General features: G+C 49.7%; 20 protein-coding genes. 2 read left to right on the top strand and 18 right to left on the bottom strand.

The window, feature by feature from the left end:
* Positions 1 to 110: 110 nt before the first annotated feature.
* The 15 genes from M1Q06_RS06865 to M1Q06_RS06795 form a co-directional block, all read right to left on the bottom strand.
* Positions 111 to 1,331, bottom strand: coding sequence for an ATP-grasp domain-containing protein (locus M1Q06_RS06865; protein ID WP_121300254.1), 1,221 nt, complete (start codon positions 1,329 to 1,331; stop codon positions 111 to 113).
* 9 nt (positions 1,332 to 1,340) lie between these two features.
* Complete coding sequence (pnpS, locus tag M1Q06_RS06860; protein WP_121300256.1) at positions 1,341 to 2,741, bottom strand: two-component system histidine kinase PnpS; 1,401 nt, start codon at positions 2,739 to 2,741, stop codon at positions 1,341 to 1,343.
* Positions 2,738 to 3,445, bottom strand: coding sequence for a response regulator transcription factor (locus M1Q06_RS06855; RefSeq protein ID WP_121300258.1), 708 nt, complete (start codon positions 3,443 to 3,445; stop codon positions 2,738 to 2,740). Before M1Q06_RS06855 ends, pnpS begins: the two co-directional genes overlap by 4 nt.
* A 45-nt stretch (positions 3,446 to 3,490) precedes the next feature.
* The gene (locus M1Q06_RS06850; RefSeq protein ID WP_121300260.1) at positions 3,491 to 3,967 is read right to left on the bottom strand and encodes a MaoC/PaaZ C-terminal domain-containing protein; all 477 of its coding nucleotides are present in this window, start codon (positions 3,965 to 3,967) and stop codon (positions 3,491 to 3,493) included.
* Between the two features lie 160 nt (positions 3,968 to 4,127).
* Positions 4,128 to 5,066 (bottom strand): malate dehydrogenase, encoded by a 939-nt coding sequence (mdh, locus tag M1Q06_RS06845; protein ID WP_434402411.1) that lies wholly within the window; start codon positions 5,064 to 5,066, stop codon positions 4,128 to 4,130.
* Between the two features lie 62 nt (positions 5,067 to 5,128).
* Positions 5,129 to 6,397: an NADP-dependent isocitrate dehydrogenase gene (gene icd / locus M1Q06_RS06840; RefSeq protein ID WP_434402409.1), complete on the bottom strand. Its 1,269-nt coding sequence runs from the start codon at positions 6,395 to 6,397 to the stop codon at positions 5,129 to 5,131.
* 78 nt (positions 6,398 to 6,475) lie between these two features.
* Positions 6,476 to 7,591 carry a citrate synthase gene (gene citZ / locus M1Q06_RS06835; protein WP_434402407.1) on the bottom strand — a complete coding sequence of 372 codons (1,116 nt, stop codon included), beginning with the start codon at positions 7,589 to 7,591 and terminating at the stop codon, positions 6,476 to 6,478.
* A 188-nt stretch (positions 7,592 to 7,779) separates the two neighbouring features.
* The gene (locus tag M1Q06_RS06830; protein WP_058381084.1) at positions 7,780 to 8,166 is read right to left on the bottom strand and encodes an FxsA family protein; all 387 of its coding nucleotides are present in this window, start codon (positions 8,164 to 8,166) and stop codon (positions 7,780 to 7,782) included.
* 28 nt (positions 8,167 to 8,194) lie between these two features.
* Entirely contained in the window at positions 8,195 to 9,952 is a 1,758-nt protein-coding gene (gene pyk / locus M1Q06_RS06825) for a pyruvate kinase (RefSeq protein WP_434402404.1), read from the bottom strand.
* 22 nt (positions 9,953 to 9,974) lie between these two features.
* Complete coding sequence (gene pfkA / locus M1Q06_RS06820; RefSeq protein ID WP_121301122.1) at positions 9,975 to 10,934, bottom strand: 6-phosphofructokinase; 960 nt, start codon at positions 10,932 to 10,934, stop codon at positions 9,975 to 9,977.
* 140 nt (positions 10,935 to 11,074) lie between these two features.
* Positions 11,075 to 12,040 carry an acetyl-CoA carboxylase carboxyl transferase subunit alpha gene (gene accA, locus M1Q06_RS06815; RefSeq protein WP_121301123.1) on the bottom strand — a complete coding sequence of 322 codons (966 nt, stop codon included), beginning with the start codon at positions 12,038 to 12,040 and terminating at the stop codon, positions 11,075 to 11,077.
* Positions 12,033 to 12,905, bottom strand: a complete 873-nt coding sequence (gene accD / locus M1Q06_RS06810) for an acetyl-CoA carboxylase, carboxyltransferase subunit beta (protein WP_121301124.1) — start codon at positions 12,903 to 12,905, stop codon at positions 12,033 to 12,035. Before accD ends, accA begins: the two co-directional genes overlap by 8 nt.
* Positions 12,896 to 13,537: a FadR/GntR family transcriptional regulator gene (locus tag M1Q06_RS06805; protein WP_434402401.1), complete on the bottom strand. Its 642-nt coding sequence runs from the start codon at positions 13,535 to 13,537 to the stop codon at positions 12,896 to 12,898. The genes accD and M1Q06_RS06805 overlap by 10 nt, the downstream gene beginning before the upstream one ends.
* Before the next feature lie 428 nt (positions 13,538 to 13,965).
* On the bottom strand, positions 13,966 to 17,019 hold the full coding sequence (gene dnaE / locus M1Q06_RS06800; protein WP_434402399.1) for a DNA polymerase III subunit alpha: 3,054 nt from the start codon (positions 17,017 to 17,019) through the stop codon (positions 13,966 to 13,968).
* Between the two features lie 17 nt (positions 17,020 to 17,036).
* Positions 17,037 to 17,978 (bottom strand): DHH family phosphoesterase, encoded by a 942-nt coding sequence (locus tag M1Q06_RS06795; RefSeq protein ID WP_434402397.1) that lies wholly within the window; start codon positions 17,976 to 17,978, stop codon positions 17,037 to 17,039.
* A gap of 93 nt (positions 17,979 to 18,071) precedes the next feature.
* On the opposite strand from M1Q06_RS06795, the gene M1Q06_RS06790 reads away from it, so the two are divergent.
* Positions 18,072 to 18,371, top strand: a complete 300-nt coding sequence (locus M1Q06_RS06790; protein WP_121301128.1) for a YtpI family protein — start codon at positions 18,072 to 18,074, stop codon at positions 18,369 to 18,371.
* A gap of 77 nt (positions 18,372 to 18,448) precedes the next feature.
* Here the strand turns inward: M1Q06_RS06790 and M1Q06_RS06785 are convergent, their stop codons facing one another.
* Together M1Q06_RS06785 and M1Q06_RS06780 are read right to left on the bottom strand one after the other, a co-directional pair.
* Positions 18,449 to 19,756, bottom strand: coding sequence for a DRTGG domain-containing protein (locus tag M1Q06_RS06785; RefSeq protein ID WP_434402395.1), 1,308 nt, complete (start codon positions 19,754 to 19,756; stop codon positions 18,449 to 18,451).
* Positions 19,757 to 19,921: 165 nt separating this feature from the next.
* Complete coding sequence (locus tag M1Q06_RS06780) at positions 19,922 to 20,602, bottom strand: metal-dependent hydrolase (RefSeq protein WP_121301130.1); 681 nt, start codon at positions 20,600 to 20,602, stop codon at positions 19,922 to 19,924.
* Between the two features lie 90 nt (positions 20,603 to 20,692).
* Here M1Q06_RS06780 and M1Q06_RS06775 point away from each other — a divergent pair, with 90 nt between their 5' ends.
* Entirely contained in the window at positions 20,693 to 21,790 is a 1,098-nt protein-coding gene (locus M1Q06_RS06775; RefSeq protein ID WP_434402393.1) for a M24 family metallopeptidase, read from the top strand.
* A gap of 60 nt (positions 21,791 to 21,850) precedes the next feature.
* Here M1Q06_RS06775 and ald read toward each other — a convergent pair whose 3' ends face one another.
* The gene (ald, locus tag M1Q06_RS06770) at positions 21,851 to 22,966 is read right to left on the bottom strand and encodes an alanine dehydrogenase (protein WP_101805282.1); all 1,116 of its coding nucleotides are present in this window, start codon (positions 22,964 to 22,966) and stop codon (positions 21,851 to 21,853) included.
* Positions 22,967 to 23,189 lie beyond the last annotated feature (223 nt).

The following is a 23,189-nucleotide window of genomic DNA, read 5'->3' as shown; positions in this document are numbered from 1 at the left end:
AAAATAGAAAAAGAGCCCGGGGAGGGGCTCTTTTTCAAGTCATGCGGTTGAAGGGGGTTCTACTAAAGAATAGCACCCAATTGTGAAGCTGGTGTTAAGCCTGTGTAAATTTACCATTGATTGTTTTTGTATTTTTTATAATAATTCACTTGGCGCGCAAAAAGATACAGTTTACGTTTCATATGGGTATCTTTTTTATAGAACAGCGGATTGCCCCATTTCTTTTCCTTGATCAGGCGCTTGATGTCTTTTTGGACTGCCTGGTTTTGGACGAAGTTGCGCAATACCACTTTCGGGACCACCGTGAACAGGAAATCTTCATTCAAATACGTAATCGGCTTTTCAGTTTTGTAGATTAAATCATCGACCAAATACTCTGCCATATTGTGGCCTAGCGCCGTCACGTAATAGCTGGAACGCCCTTGGCGGATATTCACTTCGAAGACTTTGAACTTCTTGTCGCGCGAATCGTATTTCAAATCGAAATTGGCGAAACCTGTATAGCCGACCGCTTCGAGGAAATGCTGGAGCTTTTGCATCATTTCCTTGTCGAAGCGCGTGATGAGGGCTGTGTAATTGCCGATGGCTGTCACGGTATGCTCTTGTAAGACCACTTGCGCGAACGTCACCAATTGCGTCTGGCCTTTCGAATTGGCGTAAATGACGGAATCCCACATATATGTATCATCGCCTGGAATGAAATCCTGAATGATCAATTCATCACGGTAGCCGCTTGCCTTGATTTTCTGGACGACTTCGAACAACTCTTTCGGGCTGTCCACTTTATAGACTTTTTCCTGGCCTTCGAATTTATTGCGGCTGTATTCGATGCCATTGCTCGGCTTGACGACGACCGGATACATCATATCGCTATCATCGAACGGCACATCCTGGCTGCAGTCGTAAAAATAAGTCGTCGGTGTATCGATGCCGTGCTCTTTGCACAGTTCGTAGAAGTTCGCTTTCATCTGCAGCTGGTTCATCAATGCTTCGTTCGGATAATTGAATACATAATGCTCGCGCAGTACTTTAGCATTCTCAATGATCAAGCGCACGTATAAATCGTTCGTGCCGACCAGCAGCAAAGTTTTTCCGGGAGCCCTGTACTTGTCGGCCATGCCGATCAAAATATCCGCGAAATGTTCCGGTTCAGATAATTTTTTATCAAATTCGATGGTTTCAGTGATAGAGCTCATCTCAGTGAAGGATAATGGCTCCTTGCCGATCAAAATCGGCTTGATGCCGTAAGCTTCATGAAATGAAATTGCCATATTGTAAGCATTCATATCAGTACCGACAATAATCGGCAAAAATGGGTGTTTGGTTTCCATATGTTCCTCCTAAATTTCTTCCGCAAGCGGCAAATAGACGGTAAAAGTCGTTCCTACCCCGACTTCGCTTTCCACTTCGACATTGCCATGATGCGCTTCAATGATGTGTTTAACGATTGAAAGCCCAAGTCCTGTGCCACCTGAATTTCGGCTTCGGGCCCGGTCAACCCGGTAAAAACGCTCGAACAAGCGGCCGATTTCGGATGCTTCGATGCCGATGCCTTGATCCTCCACTTTCACGATGGCCTGGTCCCCTTCAGCATAAAGCTTCAGCGACACTCTGGTGTTTTCTTGTGAATAAGTGGCCGCATTGATCAATAAATTGACGATCACTTGGATAAGCCGGTTCCCGTCGCCATTTACGATGACCGGTTCCAGATTCAGCTCAAGGCCAATATTCTTTTCAGCCAGTTTCGGGTGCACCGTCTCAACAGCCCGTTCAATGACGGCTTTCATGTCTGTCGGCTCCAACTCAATGTGGAAAGCGGAACGCTCCATATTCGACAAATTGAGTAAATCATTGATAAGCATTTCCAAGCGGTTGCTTTCCGTCTGGATAATTTCCAAAAATGACAATAACGTATCGGTATCCTGATAAGCCCCATCCAATAAGGTCTCGGAAAAACCTTTGATCGAGGTGACGGGCGTGCGCAGTTCATGGGAAACATTCGCCACGAAATCTTTGCGCACTTGCTCCAATTTTTTCAACTCGGTAATATCGTGGAAAACGATGACCACACCGAGCCAGCGTTCGTGTTCACCAATGACCGGTGCCCCGTAGACGTCCAGGTTCTTCATTTTGAGTCCTTCAGCAAACTCGATTTGGTCGCGCGCACGGGTCTCAGTCATGAACACGGTTTCGATAAACGATTTCAACTCAGGCGCAATATTGATTTCACGATACAAACTGCCAAGAACCGCTTCACTGCTCAAACCGGTTTCTTCGAGAAAAGCCCGGTTGACCAAGGAAATTGTCCCTTGCCGGTCAATCATGACCAGTGCACTGCCCATATTCTCGATCAGGGTTTTTAGCCTCTCTTGCTCCATAAGGCGAACTGTCGCGACTTCCTGCAAATTGCGTGCAAGCACATTGATCGTCTTGTTCAGCTCCAAGCTGCCCTGGGCGTCGGATTCATAAGCGCGTGCACGGTAATTCCCTTTCACGAGCTCCACTGCGGTCGCCGTGGCATTTTCCACCGGCTCCACTTGCAGTCGGATAATGCGGTTTCCGATGACTGCAGACGCCCCGAGCCCAATGAGGAAAATTAGCCCAAGCGCCAGCCACACGGCGGATTGATTTGCCGCTTCCTCATACAAAGGAAGAAATTGGAGCACAATCAAATAGAGCCCGACGAGCAGCGTACCGATCCATAGCAATAAGGAGATCAGCAAGCGGCGCCGGAAAGTCATGAACTTTTTGGCTCCTCGAATTTATAGCCCAAGCCCCGGATGGTCTTGATAAAAGTCGGCTTGCGCGTATTGGCTTCGATCTTCTCACGCAAATGACTGACATGTACATCGACAATCCGTGTATCGCCGGCAAAATCGTATTTCCACACGGCGCTCAATAATTGATCGCGTGTCAGCACCCTATTCTTGTTTTCCGCCAGGTAGACAAGCAATTCGAACTCTTTCGGGGTGAATTCCAATTGCTTGTCATCCAAAAATACTTCAAACCGATCCGGAAAGATTTGCAATTTGCCGAACACATACGGGACAGATCCGTCCTGTTGGATGACAGGGCTTGTCTCTGCGCGGCGCAATACCGCTTTGATGCGGGCAACCACTTCACGTGGGCTGAACGGCTTCGTCATATAATCATCCGCCCCCAACTCCAGGCCCAGCACTTTATCGAATTCATCGCCTTTTGCTGTCAGCATGATGATCGGGGTGTTCACTTTCTGCTGGCGCAATGATTTGCACACTTCTACGCCATCCATTGAGGGCAACATCAAGTCGAGCACGATCAAATCCGGCTTTTCGCTCAAGGCAAGATCGTACCCTTGTTTTCCATCATTCGCAATGATCGTTTCATACCCTGCTTGCACCAAATTATACGACAATAGCGTTGCAATCGAATGTTCGTCTTCAATGATTAAAAGTTTCTTCGGCATTTTGCATCCTCCACACTCAATTTGGAACCCCCATCCCAAACCGCTTTAGAAATTCTCCATTGCCTGGGTCGTCAGTTTGTTCGACGTTTTCGGCGGCTGTGCCACGACTTTTCCCTCAATGCAAATGGCGCCTTCTTCATCTGTACCCTCTACACGGATGGTCGCCAAATTCCCTCTTACATCCACATCCGTCACTTCCAAAAGGAAGTCAATAGTCGCGTAATGGTAGACCGGCTTTTTGAAAATTAGATGCTGTTCGCAAATATATGAGCCTGGTCCTGGCATATACTTGGATACGGCTGATGTGACGATTCCCGTCAACATGATATTCGGAACGACGGGCTTTTCAAAACTGGTCGTTGAAGCAAAGTCATGTTGGATATACAAAGGATTCCCATCGTTCGTCAAGCCTAGATACAAGAGCAAATCCTTATCTTCAACCTTTTCCGTCAACTTCAACTTCTCGCCGACTGTAATGTCTTCAATCTTTCTGCCTAATTTGCGTTTTTTCCCGAGCAACACAGGCGTTCCCTCCCCTTGAGTCGTTCATATCCTTATAGTATCAATTTCTAGAGTACAAGTGCAAGCTCGCTCGCTTTGTCGCAGCGGGAATGAGCACTTGAAAGCGCCTTTATTCTATATAAAGAAAGAGCCGGGCAGGATATCCTGCCCGGCCCGTATATTAAGCCAATACATCCATGACTGCCTTCACGGAGGCAGCTGACTTATCTAGTGCTTGTTTTTCTTCTTCATTCAATTCGATTTCTATGATTTTCTCGATTCCCGAAGCACCGAGAACTGCCGGCACGCCGAGGTAGATGCCGTTCATGTCGTACTCACCCTGCAAATAGGCAATGGATGGCAACACGCGTTTTTGGTCCAGCAGGATCGCTTCAGCCATTTCCACCAAAGAAGCAGCAGGCGCATAATACGCGGAGCCATTGCCGAGAAGGTTGACGATTTCTGCGCCGCCTTTACGTGTCCGCTCGACGATTTGATCGAGGCGGTCTTTTGGAATGAGCGTTTCGAGCGGTACGCCGCCAGCTGAAGAGTAACGGACGAGCGGCACCATATCATCTCCGTGCCCGCCCAGTACAAACCCTGTAATGTCTTTAACCGACAGATTGAGTTCTTCAGCCACAAAGCTGCGGAACCGTGCGGAATCAAGCACGCCGGACTGGCCGATGACTCGCTCTTTCGGAAAACCGGATTCTTTAAAGACAGTGTACGTCATCGCATCCACTGGATTGGTCAGTACAAGGATTGTGGCATTTGGTGAGTGATTGACGATTTCTTTTGTGACGGATTTCATGACCTTCTGGTTGGTCTGCACCAAATCGTCCCGGCTCATACCAGGTTTTCTAGCTACCCCGGCAGTGATGATGACAAGATCGGAATCTTTCGTCTCCGCGTAATCCGAGGTACCCGTAATATGGGCATCAAAATTCAAAACCGGCGCTGCTTCTGCCATGTCCAGCGCTTTGCCTTTGGCCGGATCTTCCATTGCCGGAATATCGACGATGACGACATCCCCCAACTCTTTCTGCGCCAGCAGGAACGCTGTCGTGGCACCAGTGAAACCAGATCCGATCACTGAAATCTTTTTACGTTTGAATGTCATGTAAAACTCCCCTTTCCGTCGAATGATACAACAAAGAGGAGGCAGAAGCCTCCTCTTTCATTTTACATGTTTTTAATTAGTTCATCAGCGAATGCAGATGTTTTCACTTCTGTGGCGCCGTCCATTAGACGAGCGAAGTCATAAGTGACGACTTTAGACGCAATGGTTTTTTCCATAGAGTCAGAAATCAATTTCGCAGCTTGAGTCCATCCAAGGTGCTCAAGCATCAAGACGCCTGAAAGGATAACAGAAGACGGGTTTACTTTATCAAGGCCAGCGTATTTCGGAGCAGTACCGTGAGTTGCTTCGAAGATAGCGTGTCCTGTGTCGTAGTTAATGTTCGCGCCTGGCGCGATTCCGATGCCGCCGACTTGTGCAGCAAGTGCATCAGAGATGTAGTCGCCGTTCAAGTTCATTGTTGCAACAACGTCGAACTCGCTTGGGCGTGTAAGGATCTGCTGTAGGAAGATATCAGCGATGGAATCTTTAACAAGGATTTTGCCTGAAGCCAAAGCATCTTCTTGTGCTTTGTTCGCAGCATCTGTTCCTTTTTCGTCTTTGATTGCATCGTATTCGTTCCACGTGAAGACTTTATCGCCGAATTCTTGCTCAGCCACTTCATAGCCCCAGTTTTTGAAAGCTCCTTCAGTGAACTTCATGATGTTCCCTTTGTGTACAAGCGTTACGGAATCACGGCCTTCAGTCAACGCGTAGTTGATTGCAGCACGTACCAAACGTTTTGTTCCTTCTTCAGAAATCGGTTTGATGCCGATACCTGATGATTCAGGGAAGCGGATGTTTTTGACGCCCATTTCGTCAGTAAGGAATGAGATCAATTTTTTCACTTCGTCGCTGCCGTTAGCGTATTCGATACCAGCGTAGATATCTTCAGTGTTTTCACGGAAGATGACCATGTCAGTATCTTCAGGGCGTTTAACCGGTGAAGGTACGCCTTCGAAATAACGCACAGGGCGCAAGCAAGTGTAAAGGTCAAGCTCTTGGCGAAGTGCCACGTTCAATGAACGGATACCGCCGCCGATTGGCGTAGTAAGTGGCCCTTTGATCGCGATCAAGTATTCGCGGATAACGTCAAGCGTTTCTTGTGGAAGCCATTCGCCTGTTTCGTCGAAAGCTTTTTGGCCAGCCAAAACTTCTTTCCAGACGATTGATTTTTCACCGTTATAAGCTTTGTTTACCGATTCTTCCAATACGCGTGAAGCTGCGTTCCAAATATCCGGTCCAGTTCCGTCACCGATAATGAATGGGATGACTGCATTGTTAGGGACGTTCAAGACGCCATTTTCTACTGAGATTTTTTCACCGTTCGTCATGTGTAAGTTCCTCCTGATTTCAAAGTCATAGGGCTGCACATTGTGTCAGCCCCATCAAATTTTATTGTATTGCCTGATTTAACGTTCTTCAACCGGCACGTAAGTCTGCATGCCAGGCCCGATGTATTCCGCACGCGGGCGGATCAGGCGGTTGTTCGAGTATTGCTCCAAGATGTGCGCGAGCCAGCCCGACGCACGGGAGACCGCGAAGATCGGCGTGAACAAATCATGCTCGATATTCAACGAGTGGTATACAGATGCCGAATAGAAATCGACGTTTGGTGGAAGCGGTTTGGCGCTTGTCACCATTTCTTCGATCTTGACGGACATGTCGTACCACTTCGATTCGCCGCGAAGCTCGGTGAGCTTTTTCGACATTTCACGCAAGTGCTTCGCACGTGGGTCGCCTTGTTGATAGACGCGGTGGCCGAAGCCCATGATTTTCTCTTTGTTCGCCAGTTTTTCGTTGATGACCGGCTCGACGTTGTCGACCGACCCGATTTCTGTGAGCATCTTCATGACTTGCTCGTTGGCGCCGCCATGAAGTGGGCCTTTCAAGGCGCCGATCGCTGCCGTCACACCGGAATAGACGTCGGACAATGTCGCCACTGCCACACGTGCCGTGAACGTCGATGCGTTCAGTTCGTGGTCAGCGTGCAAGACAAGCGCTTTGTTGAACGCTTCGACTTCGATGTCTTTTGGCTCCTCGCCAGACAGCATGTACAGGAAGTTCGCTGCGAAGCTGTAATCCGTTTTCGGCTGGATCGGTTCTTTGCCTGCACGGATGCGGCCGAATGCCGTGACGAGCGTCGAGATCTTCGCCTGGATTTTGATGGCTTTGCGGTAGTTCGCTGCATCTTCCATCACTTCCGCTTCTTCGTCGAAGAGACCGAGCATGGAGACCGCTGTGCGCAGTGCCGCCATCGGATGGACGTTCTTGATGTCGTATGTCTTGAAGTGGTCGAGCACCGCTTGCGGCACCGCCATGTTGTCAGCGAGCTGTTGTTTTAGCTCCGCGAGTTCATCTGCTTTTGGCAAACGTTGGTGCCAAAGCAGGTAGATCACTTCTTCGAAGCTGGCGTTGTCCGCCAGATCGTCGATATTGTAGCCGACGTATGTAAGTGTGTCATCGATGATCGAGCTGATCGCCGATTGAGTTGCGACTACACCTTCTAAACCTTTTGATGATGTCATGTAAATCTCTCCTTCTACATTCTACTTCATCATTCCAAAAAAAAAGACAGAATAATGAGCCATCTGCTTTCATGCACTTTTTCCGTAAATGGACTTACCTAGTCATTATAATCAACTTTGTACAATTTGTGAATGAAAACGCTTGGTAAAATTTAAAATCGATTGCCTGATGATGAATGAACCCGGAATTATCCTACGATAATCCGGGTATTTTTCATCTTCTTCTGAAGCATCCGATAAACGAGAGGCTTGTAAAGCTTTTGCGTCGGGGTGAATAATAAGCTGAACCCGACTGCATCTGAAATAAATCCAGGCGTCAGCAGCAATGTGCCGCCGACTAGGATAAAGGCTGCGCCAATCAGGCGGTCGCCCGGCGGCTGCATCTGGTTCATGCTCGATTGGATATCACGGATCGCTTTCAGCCCTTGGCGTTTTGCCAAGAAAGCACCGAGCAATCCAGTCGCCACAATCAAGGCGAGTGTCCAGAAGAATCCAATCTGCCCGCCTGCCCAGATCAAAATCGCAAGCTCAAGGGTCGGTACGATCACCAATGCCAGAAAGATCCACTTCATCATAGTCAATCGACCTCCATACTTTCTTTACTTATACGCTTGCATGCCCATGATAAATAACGCCTGCATCTGCATCGATCGTGATGTCTTGGCCTGATTCCACTTTCGTCACTGCATCTTTGACACCGACGATCACAGGAATTCCAAGGCTTAACCCCACTACTGCAGCGTGGCTTGTCAAACCGCCTTCTTCTGTCACGATTCCTGCGCAATTATTGATGGCATCCATCATGTCTCGGTCGGTACCGTAAGTGACGATGATTTTGCCTTCGGTATCCATTGCCAATGCTTCTTCAGCATTGCGCACTACCACTGCTTCACCGAAGCCGACGCTCTTGCCGATGCCTTGCCCTTTAGCCAAGATGTCACCGATAACGCGCAGCTTCATCAAGTTTGTTGTTCCTGCTTCACCAACTGGCACGCCCGCTGTGATGATAACCAGGTCGCCGTGCTTGATCAAGCCGTGCTTAAGCGCTTCTACTACTGCGACATCGAGCATTTCATCTGTCGACTCAACGCGTGTACCGACAATCGGCTGCACGCCCCAGATCAAAGTCAGTTTGCGCGCAGTTCGTGCCGTAGATGTTACTGCAATGACCGGCGAACCTGGACGATATTTGGAAATCATTTTAGCCGTGTGGCCGCTCTCGGTCGGCGCCAAAATTGCCTGCACGCGCAAGTTAAGCGCTGTGTAAGCAACCGCTTGGCCGATCGCTTCGGTCATATTCGATTCTTTTTCTTTGCGGCGGTTGGAAACGATTTGCTTATGGTTAAGCGCAGCTTCCGTTGTCTCCGCAATGCGATGCATCGTTTCGACTGATTCTACCGGATAAAGCCCTGCTGCCGTTTCGCCTGATAGCATGATAGCATCTGTGCCGTCAAAAATGGCGTTCGCTACATCGCTTGCTTCTGCGCGAGTCGGGCGCGGGTTGCGCTGCATGGAATCCAGCATTTGGGTCGCCGTGATAACCGGCTTCCCTGCGCTATTGCATTTATCGATCATCGATTTTTGCACGATCGGCACTTCTTCCGCTGGAATTTCCACTCCGAGGTCACCGCGTGCAACCATTAAACCATCGGACACCGTAAGAATTTCATCCAAGTTGTCGACGCCTTCCTGGTTTTCGATCTTCGGAATGATTTGGATATGGGAACCGCCATTTTTTTCCAGTAAGCTACGGATTTCCATAACATCCGAACGTCTGCGGACAAATGATGCAGCGACAAAGTCGACATCCTGTTCAATGCCGAATAGAAGATCGGCCGCGTCTTTTTCAGTGATTCCTGGCAATTGTACGGAGACTCCTGGAACGTTAACGCCTTTTTTCGTTTTCAATGTACCGGCATTTTCAACGATCGTATGAATCTGGCCGCGTTCTTTATCGATGCTTGTAACGCGCAACTCGATCAGGCCATCATCTAGCAAAATCATCGAGCCTTCATGTACATCTTCAATCAATTTTTCATAAGTGATCGAAAACATCTCTTTCGTGCCCAGCACTTCTGTCATGGAAATCGTAATTTCTTGGTTTGTTTCAAGTTCGATAGAATCGTTTTCCATTTTATGGGTTCTGATTTCCGGGCCTTTTGTATCCAAAAGAATCCCTACTGTGATGCCGGTCTTCTCTGAAGCTTCGCGGATGCGCTTGATGCGCAAAGCATGCTCCTCGTGGTCGCCGTGCGAGAAGTTCAGGCGGGCAACGTTCATGCCCGCTTTCATCAATTGTTCTAATACTTCCGGTGATTCACTTGCCGGCCCGATTGTGCAGACGATTTTCGTTTTTCTCAATAGACTCACTCCAATTAACTGTTTAAATTGATAGTTCTTTAGAAAGCTTGTACAAACTCATATCGGCATCGTGCTCTTTTTCGAACGCCGTTGTCATATCATAGTCTACCACCTGATGATTTTTCATGCCAATCGCCAGGCCGCCTTTTCCTTCGAGCAGCACTTCTACTGCACGTGCGCCGAACAAGCTGCCGAGCACACGGTCGCGGGCAGTCGGCGTACCACCGCGCTGAATATGGCCAAGAACCGAAACGCGCGTTTCTACATTCGTCTTGCCCGAAATCAGCTCAGCCAGCTCCCCGCCGCTCATAACGCCTTCTGCGACGATGATGATGCTGTGTTTCTTGCCGCGCTTGCGTCCGCTTTCGAGCCGTTCCAGCATATCGTCGATGTCAAACGGGTCTTCAGGAATGAGGATGGTTTCGGCACCGCCGGCAAGCCCAGCCCATAAAGCAAGATCGCCTGCGTCTCTACCCATTACTTCAATGATGAATGTCCGCTCATGGCTTGTCGCCGTGTCGCGGATCTTATCGATCGCTTCGATGACGGTATTCAATGCCGTGTCAAAACCGATTGTATAATCCGTCCCGGGGATATCGTTATCGATCGTTCCCGGAACCCCGATACTTGGAAAACCTTTTTTGGTTAACGCCATCGCTCCGCGGTATGAACCGTCTCCTCCGATGACCACTAAACCTTCAAGGCCATTTTTCTTCATCTGTTCAATTGCTTTCCATTGCCCTTCATCTGTCCGGAATTCGTCACAACGAGCAGAATAAAGCTTCGTGCCACCACGCTGGATGATATCGCCGACATCTCCTGCTTGCAAGTCTTTAATATTGCCTTCAATCAAGCCTTGGTAGCCATAATAGACGCCAGCCACTTCGATGCCATGGTAAATGCCTTTCCGGACGACTGCGCGTACTGCTGCATTCATCCCCGGCGAATCGCCGCCACTTGTCAACACTCCAATTTTCTTCACCAAAACCGCCTCCTACACTTCCTTTTTACTTTATTCACCTTACCACGCAGGGCCTGTGCTGTCAGTCCATAACTCCTGTTTAGCATGCGTTTTTTATTGAATTCCGAAAAACAAAAAGACCGCTTTACGCGGCCTGATTTTTATTCCGTGAAAACACCGATTGCCCTGAATTTCTCATAGCGCTGCGAAATCAACTGCTCTGCGCTCAAACCTTCCAATTCCTTCAATGAATAGCGGATGGCGCCGCTGATCAATTGCGCCTGGCGGGCGGTGTCGTGATGAGCGCCGCCGCGTACTTCGGGAATCATATGCTCGATGATGCCCATCTCCAAAAGGTCAGGCGCAGTGATTTTCATGGCTTCCGCTGCGGTTTTCGCAAGTGCCGCATCTTTCCATAGAATCGATGCCGCTCCTTCAGGCGAAATGACCGAGAATGTCGAGTTTTCAAGCATCAGGATCTGGTTGCCGACGCCAAGCGCGAGCGCCCCGCCGCTTCCGCCCTCGCCGATGACGATCGACAGCACCGGTACTTCAAGACCGGCCATCTCCACGAGGTTACGGGCGATCGCTTCGCTTTGCCCGCGTTCTTCTGCAGCTCTTCCCGGATAAGCGCCTTTTGTATCGATTAGGCAAATGACCGGGCGGCCGAATTTTTCCGCCTGTTTCATCAAACGCAACGCTTTCCGGTAACCTTCAGGATGCGGCATGCCGAAATTGCGGCGGACGTTTTCTTTTGTGTCCTTGCCGCGCTGATGGCCGATGATCGTCACCGGCTGCCCTTCAAAACTCCCGATGCCGCCGATGATCGCCTCATCATCCCCGTAGACACGGTCTCCGTGCAGTTCGATGAAATCCTTGAAGACGAGCGGCAAATAATCCAAAGTCGTCGGGCGTTCCGGATGGCGCGCCACTTGAACGCGGTCCCACGGTTTCATGTTCTCATAGATTTCTTCCTCGAGTTTGGCAAAACGCTCTTCCAAAGAAGTGATTTCGGAACTGAGATCGACATCCGCCGTTTTGGTGTATTCCTTCAACTCGGAAATCTTTTTTCTCAATTCAATCAAAGGTTCTTCAAACGCCATCGTTTTCATTTTCTTTTTAGGCATCGGATCCAGCTCCTTTCACGTGCAATTGCACAATAGTCGACAGCGTCTCGCGCATTTTAGAGCGATGCACGACCGCATCGAGCTGGCCATGGTCAAGCAAAAATTCTGCCGTCTGGAAGTCTTCCGGCAATTTCTCGCGCACGGTCTGTTCGATGACGCGACGCCCCGCAAAGCCGATTAAAGCTTTTGGTTCCGCCAGGTTGATGTCACCAACAGACGCAAAGCTGGCAGATACGCCGCCAGTCGTCGGATGTGTCAAAATTGATACGAACAACAAGCCTTCATTCGAATGGCGTTTTAAGGCGACACTTGTTTTCGCCATTTGCATGAGCGACAACACGCCTTCTTGCATGCGCGCTCCACCGCTAGCTGTAAAGATCAAAAACGGCACTTTCAATTTAGTTGCCAATTCGACAGCGCGCGTGATTTTCTCGCCGACCACTGAGCCCATCGAGCCCATGCGGAAATGCGAATCCATTACGGCAACGACCACTTGCTGTCCTTTGAGCGAACCGGTCCCTGTGAGAACAGCTTCGTTCAAGCCAGTTTTTTCACTGTCGGCTTGGACTTTTTCGCTGTATCCCGGGAAATTCAACGGGTTTTCGGATTTCAAATGATCGTCTACCGAATCGAAGCTTGAATCATCTAATAGGTATACGATTCGTTCGCGGGCCGTCATCTTGAAATGATGGTCGCATTTCGGGCATACTTTGCCCAAATTCTCCAATTCCTTCGTCAAGGTGATGTGCTTGCAGTTCGGGCATTTCGTCATCAAGCCTTCCGGCACGTCTTTTGCCGCTTTAGAAGGGATGGTCGCTTCTTTTTCATCTCGTTTTCGCTTGAATATATCGCGTATCATTGCCATTGTGCATTCTCTCCTTTGATTAAGACGCTGCTCCAGGCTTTAAAATCCCGGATGGCCGTTTGGGCATCCTGCTGCTCGATTGCATGCAGGATGTTTTTCAGCAAGGGTCTCTCTTCCGGCATTACTTCGCCGTCATAAGGGTTGCCCCCGTATTGCTTTAATAAGAACCAAATTTTTAGCGAAAGGCGGTTGCCGGACAGCACCATCAATTCGCGGACAAAGTCTTCCCTTATGAATTCATGCCCATCCAGCCGTTTACGTAAACTTTCCCATACCGGCAATTTCGAGGCATCGCTTGCGCAGATTGCCTGGATTGCCGCGGTTTCGTGTATGCACATTGTTTCCCGCACATCTTCCAGGGTTTTTGTGTCCTGCAATATAAAGGTCGCCAGCAATTCTACAAGGCGGTGTTTTCTTGGATCGGCTAAAAATGTCCCTTCCCCTCGACGGGTTTCGATAAGCCCCAGCAACTCCAGGCTGCGGAGGGCCTCGCGAATCGTCGAACGGCCGACCGCCAACTTTTCAGCCAACTCTCGTTCGGAAGGGATCCGGTCGCCCGGTCGAATATTCTGTTCCCGAATCATGTCCCGCATTTCACTTACAATATTTAAATAGCGTTTAGGCTGATTCATGAAAACTCCTTTTGTTTCCATTTTTTTGAAAGTGGTCTGACCACTAATCTTTCTATACCTTACAAAAAATTTCGGCTGCCGTAAAGAAAAAACTGCATTTCTTTTTAAGAAATGCAGTCCAGCTTGTCTAGAAAAGTAAAAAGCCGTATTTTCCGAAGCTTATCGCTCGCTTTCCGTGGGCTCGCGCCCAAGCCTCCTCAGCCGCTTCGCTGCTTGCGGGGTCTCGGTCGTCTCGCTAATCCACTGGAGTCGAGCGAACACTTCTCCAAATACTTAAATAGCTCATTGATTTTTGAATGTCGAAAAGATCATCCTATTTTAATTCATGACTTATTAATAGACTTCTTTAACACTCTGAACTGCATTTCTTATTAAGAAATGCAGTTCCTTGTCGATTCTTTTATATGAATGTGGCTCGTTCCGTTGCTTTACAAGATGGTTTTGCAGATGATGGTCGTCTTGCCTTGGCGGGTTTCAGCGGTTCCTTGAATTTCGAGCAAGGCGTCTTTATCGAGCATTTCGTTGTATTGCGCATACTCTTTCGGAAACAGTGTCACCGATGCGACGCCGGTTTCATCCTGCAAGGTGACAAACGCCATCGCATCGCCTTTTTTCGTGCGGATGCGCCGCACGTCTTCCACCAATCCGAGCACTTCCACACGCTCGCGGTCTTTTTTCTTCGGCAGGTCATTGAGCGCAGTGTAGGCTTTGTTGCGCTGCTCTTTTTCCCGTTCGACAGGGTGCGTGCTCAAATAAAAGCCGAGTGCTTCTTTTTCAAAATCGAGCTTGAGCCCGTCCGGCATCGGTTCAGCTTTGGTGTACTTCGGTTTCATGAAGCTGGATCCCATGTCATCGAACAAGCCCGGGTCTTCAGTCGGCTTGACCAGTTCCGCGTGCTTGATCGCACTATCAAGCGACGCGAGCAGCACGGCACGGTCTTTTCCGAGCACGTCCAGTGCCCCCGCTTTGATAAGCGGCTCGAAAGCTTTGCGGGTGAAATGAACCGCCGATATCCGTTCCGCGATATTGAACAGGCTTTGGAAAGCGCTGTCCTTTCTCGCCGCGAGAATGGCTTTAACGGCCGTGCCGGGGACGCCTTTCACAGCGCTTAGCCCCGTGCGCACCTGTTGTTCTTCCGATGAAAAGCCGTAGCGGCTCTTCGCGATGCATGGCGCGGCGAGCTGGATTCCGCGTTCTTTCATTTCGCGCATGAACTGTGCCGTTTTTTCATTATTCCCTTGGCTGTTCGATAACAGCGCGGCATAGAACTGCACGGGATAATGGGCTTTCATATAAGCCAGTTGATAGGAAATCATGCTGTAGGCGACTGCGTGGCTTTTCGGGAACCCGTAATCGGCAAAACGCACGATCAGGTCATAGACGTCTCCCGCTTCTTTTGCGGTATAGCCTTTTGCGGTGGCGCCGCCGACGAAATGCTCTCGCTCTTCATCAAGGATCTGGCGGTTTTTTTTGCTCACCGCACGGCGCAATAGATCAGCCTCGCCTAAGCTGAAGCCCGCCATTTCGGCGGCGATTTTCATGATCTGCTCCTGGTAGACGATGACACCGTACGTTTCCGATAAAATCGGCTCCAGCACTGGATGGATATAGGACACCGCCTCTTCGCCGTGCTTACGGCGTGCGTAAAGTGGGATGAATTCCATTGGGCCTGGGCGGTACAAGGCATTGACCGCGACAATATCGCCGAATGCGCTCGGTTTGATGAGCATCAACGCGCGCCGCATGCCTGGCGACTCCAGCTGGAAAATCCCCGCTGTATCGCCCTTCGCCAATAAACGGTAAGTTTCTTTATCGTCGAGCTTCAAACTTCGGTAATCAATCGTCACATGCCGGTCGTGTTTCAGCATATGTGCCATGTTTTCCAGAATCGTCAAATTTCGCAATCCGAGAAAGTCCATTTTCAATAAGCCAATCGCTTCAAGTTCCTGCATCGGCCATTGGGTAATGAAAATGTCATCATTGCCTTTTTCGATTGGGACATAATCCACTAACGGGCCTGGGCTCAAAATGACACCTGCTGCGTGAATTGACGAATTCCGTGGCAGTCCTTCCAGCTTCAGTGCCGTCTTGAACCAGCGTTCACGGGTTTCATTGCCGATGATCCAATCCTCCAGCGCTTTCGATTCACGGAGCGCTTCGCGCAAAGTGATGCCCGGCCGGCTCGGGATGAGTTTGGAGATCTTGTCGAGCTCTTCGGCTTCAAAACCGAATACCCTCGCCGTGTCTCTCGCGACCGCTTTTGTGGATAAAGTGCCGAATGTGATGATTTGTGCAGTCTGTAAGGCACCGTATTTTTTCGCGACGTATTCGACGACTTCATGGCGGCGGTGATCTGCGAAGTCAATATCGATATCCGGCAAGGTGACGCGCTCCGGATTCAGGAAGCGCTCGAATAGCAATCCATGGGCGAGTGGGTCGACATCCGTAATGCGCAGCGCGAAGGCCACGAGCGAACCGGCAGAGGATCCACGGCCCGGGCCGGTCAGGATGCCCCTGGTTCTTGCATAAGCCATGAAATCGGAAACGATGAGGAAATAATCGATATAGCCCATAGCCGAAATGATGCCAAGTTCGTAATCGAGCCTATCCGAATAGCTTTGTGCCAATTTGCCGACGCGTTCTTCCAGCCCCTTCAAGCAAAGCGTGCGGATGAGCTCGTTTTTGTCGCCACCTTCCTTCACAGGATATTTCGGCAGCAATTGGCGGTTCAATGGGATGGTGACACGACAATTCATCAGCAGCGCACGGCTTTGTTCCAGCCATTCAGGATGATCTGAAAACCACTCCGATAATTGTGCTTGCGTCGGCACGAATGCCGCTGAATGTTCAGGCTTCGGGCGTTCAGGGTCGCTTAACTTGAAGCCGCCCCCGATTGACCTCGCCACTTCATAGGCAAACGCATCTTCTTGCTTCACGTAACGGCATTCATGGCTCGCCATGAATTTGAGGTTGAATGTCGAGCAGAAATCGATAAACGCTTCTTCAGTCTCCTGTACAGTTCCGCCAGGCCGCTCGATGCTGGCGAATAAGCGCTCGCCGAATAGCCCTGACAGCATTCCGAGCGCTTCGCTGCGGTCTGTCAGCACCCACGCCGCATTGTCAGGAATCACGCATACCAGGCCTTCCTGATAAGCTGCCAGCCATTTTTGAGGGATGGCTTCCACATCACGAGTCGATAAGGCACTCGTCAGTTTCAATAACATCTGGTAGCCGGTGTTGTTCTGCGCATAAAGCACCACAGGAAGCGCGGTGCCGTCAAAGTCGACGGGCACGGAAAGGCCGAGCACCCCGTGGACGCCGGCCTTTTTGCAGGCGTCCCAAAATGGCAGGACCCCGTATAATTTGGAATTGACTAAGGCTGCTGCATCAGCGCCTTGTTCGGCGAGAACTGTGAACAGTTCTTCGAGGCGAATCGTGCTTTGCAGCGGATCAGCCGCCGTTACGATATGCGGGTAGACCATTCTAACACCTTCTTTCCTTATGCCTTCGCGCAAATTTCCTCCAGGCGAAGGATGACGCGGTCCGCCTCATCCCACGAATAAGCGACTGCGCCAGATGCCATCGGATGCCCGCCGCCCCCGAATTCTTTTGCGAGCGTATTGATGACCGGCCCTTTGGAACGCAGGCGGACACGTATTTCAGTATCTTCTTCTATTAAAATGACCCAAGCTTTGATGCCTTTGACGTTGCCTAGTGAACCGACCAGCAAAGACGTATCTGTCGGGGTCACATCGAATTTCGCCAAAATGTCCTGTGTGATTTTCACAAAAGCTGCGCCGTTTTCGTCTATTTGGAAATTTTGGTACATATATCCTTGTAAATGAAGCAATTTGCGGTCCATTTCGTACATGCCGTTATGGAGCTCGTTGCGGTCAAAATCATATTTGATCAGTTCGCCCGCCACGTCGAAGGTTTTTTGTGTTGTGCTCGGGAATAGGAAGCGCCCCGTATCTCCTATGATTCCTGCATAGAGCAGTCTGGCACCGGCATCGGGCATGGTCCAACCTTCATCCGCTTGCCCATAGGTAAACAGTTCAAAAATCATTTCAGAAGATGAACTGGCTTTCGTATCCACTTGGCAAATATCCCCATAATCGTCATCGTTCGGATGGTGGTCGATTTTCACCAATTTCGCCCCGCTATGATAGCGCTGGTCGTCGATTCGGTCGGTATTTGCGGTATCCGTGACAATGACCAATGCGCCTTCGAAATCAGCATCTTTGACCATATCGGGAAAATCGAGAAAATCCATCGTGTAATCGTGCTCCCCTGCCGCAAGCACGCGCTTGTTTGGGTAGTTGTGGCTCAATATGTATTTCAGGCCGATTTGGGATCCGTATGCATCCGGGTCCGGACGCACATGGCGGTGGATGATGATCGTATCGAATTGTTTAATTGTGTCGATGATTTGACTATACATTGCTTCAATCCTCCAGTGGACAGGGAAATCCATTCGCATTTTCTGATCATCCCCATTACAATGGAAATAGATTTGCATAACAGGAGGTTCCCCATGCTCATATTCGTATTTTTGATTATCATTTCTGCTGTATTCTATTTATACTATAAAACGAAACAGATTCGTACACGACTACCGGTGCGCAAAAACTGGTATGCCAGCCGTGCGCAGATTGCACTTGGCAGCTTTATCACCTTTTTCGGCATCAACCAGCTGTTCATTTTTCAAACTGTCGTTACTTATATCATTGCCGGCATCTTTATCGTTCTTGGCTTGGCGCTGATCGTCCATAATTTCAAGGCGAACCGCCATTACCAAGCATTTCTCGATGAAGAAACACGCCTTAACCCATAAAACAGCCCCTCCCTTGCGGAGAGGTTGTTTTTTTGATTAATGCAGAGGCCTCTTCTACCCTGTCAAGGCAATGCTCATTAACGGTCGAGCAATTGGAAGGTCAGCATCGCTTTGCCGATCACTTGCTGTTCGTACAACACTTCGACATCAACTTTCGCTGATTTGCGGCTAATGTCCAGGATTGTCGGCCGAATAAGCAATGCTGCGTCCAACTGCACCGGTTTCAGGAAATAGACGGTAATGTTTTCCAGTACGCTGTCTTTGCGGTTTTTTGTCTTGAGTGCCGTCGCCGCTGCTTCTGTCAGCACCATTGTGTAAGCTCCGTACGACAACGAGCCGTATGCGTTGGTCATTTGGGGCGTGACACGGAATTCAAGGCTAAGCTTGTCTTCTTGCACTTGGTTTAATTGGCTTTTGATGATGTCGTCAATCGTCTCGCCTTGCTGGGGCTGGCGCTGCGCTGTTTGGATCGCTTTCAATACATCCTGCCGGCTGATGATGCCCATCAAGTTATGGTGGTCGTCAGTGATCGGCAGTAAGTCGATTCCTTCCCAAATCATTCGGTGCCCTGCTGCTGCGACGCTTGTCTGCAGCGACACTGTTATCGGGTCTTTGGTCATCACTTTATCAATCGTTTCCGTGTCTGACGCGCCAATGACATCCCGCGAAGTGACGATCCCGACCAGCCTGCCGTTGCTGTCGACGACTGGAAATCCGCCATGCGTCGTTTCATTGTTCAGTTCGTTATAGCGGCGGATTGGATCTTTGACATGCAAGAAATGCGTATTTTCCAGCGGGATCAAAATGTCTTCAATGAGCAGGATCTCTTTTTTGATCAATTGGTCGTAAATCGCCCGGTTGATCATCGTCGCTACCGTAAAGGTATCGTAGCTGGTGGAAATGACCGGCAATTCCAATTCATCGGCCAGCTTTTTTACTTGCTCAGAAGCATCGAAACCTCCTGTCACGAGCACCGCTGCCCCTGCTTGAAGGGCATATTCATGGGCTTTGTAGCGGTTTCCGACAATCAGTAAATTGCCTGCTTCCGTATAACGCATCATGTCCTCGAGCTGCATCGCCCCGATGACGAATTTGTTTAGTGATTTATGGAGCCCAGCCCGCCCGCCGAGCACTTGGCCGTCGACGACTTTAACGATTTCCGCGTACGTCAGACGTTCGATGTTCTCTTTTTTCTTGCGCTCGATGCGGATGGTGCCGACCCGTTCGATCGTCGAGACCAGCCGCTTGTTTTCCGCTTCTTTTATGGCCCGGTAAGCGGTGCCTTCTGATACTTGAAGCTCCTTGGCAATCCGGCGAACGGAGATTTTCTCCCCAACAGCCAAAGTCTCGATATAATCCAAAATCTGTTCGTGTTTCGTAGCCATTATTTCACCAATCTTTCTGCTATCCTCTATCCCTTAGTTTATCATAATCCGAATGGAAGTCGATAATCCGGCGGCAGCCTTTAAAAGCAGGGCTTGGCTCGAGGCAATATAAAAACAGGCAGGGAGGATCGTTGTCCTCCCTTGCCTGTTTTCTGTTAAAGGAATTTATAAATCGATGCTGTCTCCAGGCTCCATGATCTTGACTTCCGCCTGCTTGACCGCCTGCTTGAATTGTTCCGGGTCCTGCTTGATCGGCGGGAAGGTGTTGTAGTGGATTGGCACCGCCGTCTTCGGATTAATGAGTTCTACGGCGTAAGCTGCATCTTCGGGGCCCATCGTAAAGAAATCGCCGATCGGGACAAACGCCAAGTCAATCGAGTGGCGCTTGCCGATGATTTCCATGTCGCCGAACACTTCGGTATCCCCAGCATGATACACCGTCTTCCCTTCCGCTTCAAAGAGAATCCCAGCTGGCATGCCGCCGTAGATGACTTCACCGTCTTCTGCCGTATAGGACGAGCTATGGAACGCTTTCGTGAATTTCACTTTACCGAACTCGAACTCTTTAGCGCCCCCAAGGTTCATGCCGACTGCATCCAAGCCTTGCCCGCTCAGGTAATTCGCCAGTTCGACCGGCGCCACGACGACCGCTCCGCTTGATTTTGCTATGTCCACTGTATCGCCGACATGGTCGTTATGCGCATGCGTCAGCAGAATTGCGTCCGGCTTTTCCTCACTTGCCGTCAGATCCGTCAATTCGTTTCCGGTAATGAATGGATCGATGAGTATCGTTTTGCCACCGGTTTGAATTTTCACAACCGAATGACCGTGATATGAGATTTTCATGATATCCCTCCAATAGAGTTTTGGCTCCTTGCTTTCTGCTGTTTTATACCCTGATTTTTGATATGCTACACATGAAGGGGAGGAATACATATGAACAAATTGACCAATTTGCAAAGTTTTTTGAAACAGCAGCAACTCGATGCGGCGCTCATTACCGACCCGCACAATGTTTTCTATTTAACCGGCTTTAACAGCGACCCGAAAGAGCGCTTGCTCGCTGTCATGGTGTTTGCTGAGGCAGAACCGTTCCTCATCTGTCCGGCAATGGAAGCGCCTGATGCAAAAGCGGCGGGCTGGACGGGTGAAATTGCGGGGCATGCCGATACACAAGACGCGATGCAAGTGTTATACGAAACGGCAGCCAAACGCGATCAGCAAATGGAGCGCATCGCTATCGAGAAAGCCCATATGAACGTCGAGCGTTATGACGCGGTCAACCATTATTTCCAATCGCCAGAAATTCAGTCGATCGATGCCCAGATGAATGCCATGCGCGTCATCAAGGATGAAGCCGAACTCGACATCTTGCGCCACGCTGCCTCACTTGCGGATTACGCCATCGAAGTCGCAGCTGACGTGATGCAAGAAGGCATGACGGAAATCGAGCTGATGACCGAAATCGAAAATGCATTGAAAAAACGCGGCATTACCCACATGTCGTTCGACACCACCGTGCTGACAGGGCCAAAAGCCGCTTCTCCACATGGCAAAACAGGGCAACGCCAAATCGAACGCGGCGATCTCGTGCTAATGGACCTCGGCGTCATTTATAAGGGTTATTGCTCGGATATCACCCGTACACTGGCTTTTGGCGAACCGAGCGAACAAGCGAAAAAAGTGTACGATATCGTCAAGCGCTCAGAACAAGCGGCACTTGATGCGGTGCGTCCTGGGGTTACAGCGGCTGAGCTTGACGGAATTGCCCGCAAGACCATCGAAGACGCAGGCTACGGAGAATATTTCACGCACCGCCTTGGCCACGGCCTGGGGATTTCCGTCCATGAATTTCCGTCGATCCACGGGGGCAACGATATGCCGCTCGAGGCGGGCATGGTATTTACGATCGAACCCGGCATTTATGTCACGGATCAAGTCGGCGTGCGCATCGAAGACGATCTAGTCGTCACCGAAGATGGCTACGAAGTGCTGACCAAATATCCGAAAGAATTGACGATCATCAACCGATAAAAAAAGAGCTGTCCCGAAAATCCGTATGATGGATTTTCCCGGGACAGCTCTTTTCCATTGTTATTGAAGCAGTTCGTCGACTGATTTGTATTCAAGGCCTTGATCATCGGCCACGGCTTTATACGTTACATAGCCGTCCATCGTGTTGACACCTTTTTTCAATGCTTCGTTATCGAGGACTGCTTGCTTGAGCCCTTTGTTGGCGATTTGCACTGCGTAAGGGACCGTTACATTCGTCAAGCCGATCGTCGATGTGCGTGGAACTGCACCCGGCATGTTCGCCACAGCGTAATGAACGACATCATGCTTCACATAAGTCGGCGCATCGTGAGTGGTGATGCGGTCGCTCGTTTCAAAGATGCCGCCTTGGTCAATGGCAATATCGACCACGACTGAACCTGGCTTCATCGATTTGATCATGTCTTCAGTGATCAATTTCGGTGCTTTCGCTCCCGGAATCAATACAGCTCCGATGACCAAATCCGATTTTTCAACCGATTGGGCGATATTCAGCGGGTTTGAAATCAATGTTTGCACATCTTTGCCGAACAGATCGTCCAATTGGCGCAAGCGTTCTGGGTTCAAGTCAAGAATCGTTACATCAGCGCCCATGCCGATCGCCACTTTCGCAGCGTTCGTTCCAGCTACACCACCGCCGACGATCGTCACTTTCCCGCGCGAAACGCCAGGGATGCCGCCGAGAAGGATGCCCCCGCCACCGTGGATTTTCTCAAGGAACTGAGCACCGATCTGTGTCGACATGCGGCCGGCCACTTCGCTCATCGGCGTAAGAAGCGGCAAGGAATTATTCGGAAGTTGAACCGTTTCATAAGCTACGCCCGTCACTTTCGACGCGAGTAAAGCATTCGTCAATTCCACTTCAGGTGCCAAGTGCAAGTAAGTGAAGAGCACTTGGCCTTCACGGAAATGCTTGTACTCGCTAGCTACCGGCTCTTTTACTTTCATGACCATATCCTGCGCCCACGCCTGGTCAGCATCGGCGACGATTACTGCGCCGGCTGCTTCATAATCGGCATCCGTAAAGCCCGATCCGAGCCCTGCACCGGATTGGATGAAAACTTCATGGCCGAAAAGTGCCAAGTTCACTACTCCCGCCGGTGTCATTGCCACACGGTTTTCATTGTTCTTAACTTCTGTAGGTACCCCGATACGCATTACAAAACCCTCCATTATATTGTGTCTGAAATAATAAAATGAACCAAACTATCAGTATTTGAAACCACATCCATTCTAACAGATTCTGTTTGATATTGCTCCATTAATTTGTCTTTTCAAAAGATAATTTTTAATCCGTCAAAACGCGGCATAGTCCCGTTTGTCAGAAGAAGGAAAGATATTTCGAAATAGTGAATAAAAAATAAATCGATAAATTTCATTC

Source organism: Planococcus sp. 11815 (genome assembly GCF_051096385.1).
GTDB classification, from domain to species: domain Bacteria; phylum Bacillota; class Bacilli; order Bacillales_A; family Planococcaceae; genus Planococcus; species Planococcus citreus.
Note: the sequence above shows the minus strand (reverse complement) of the source record. Positions and strands in the feature narration are given on the sequence as shown.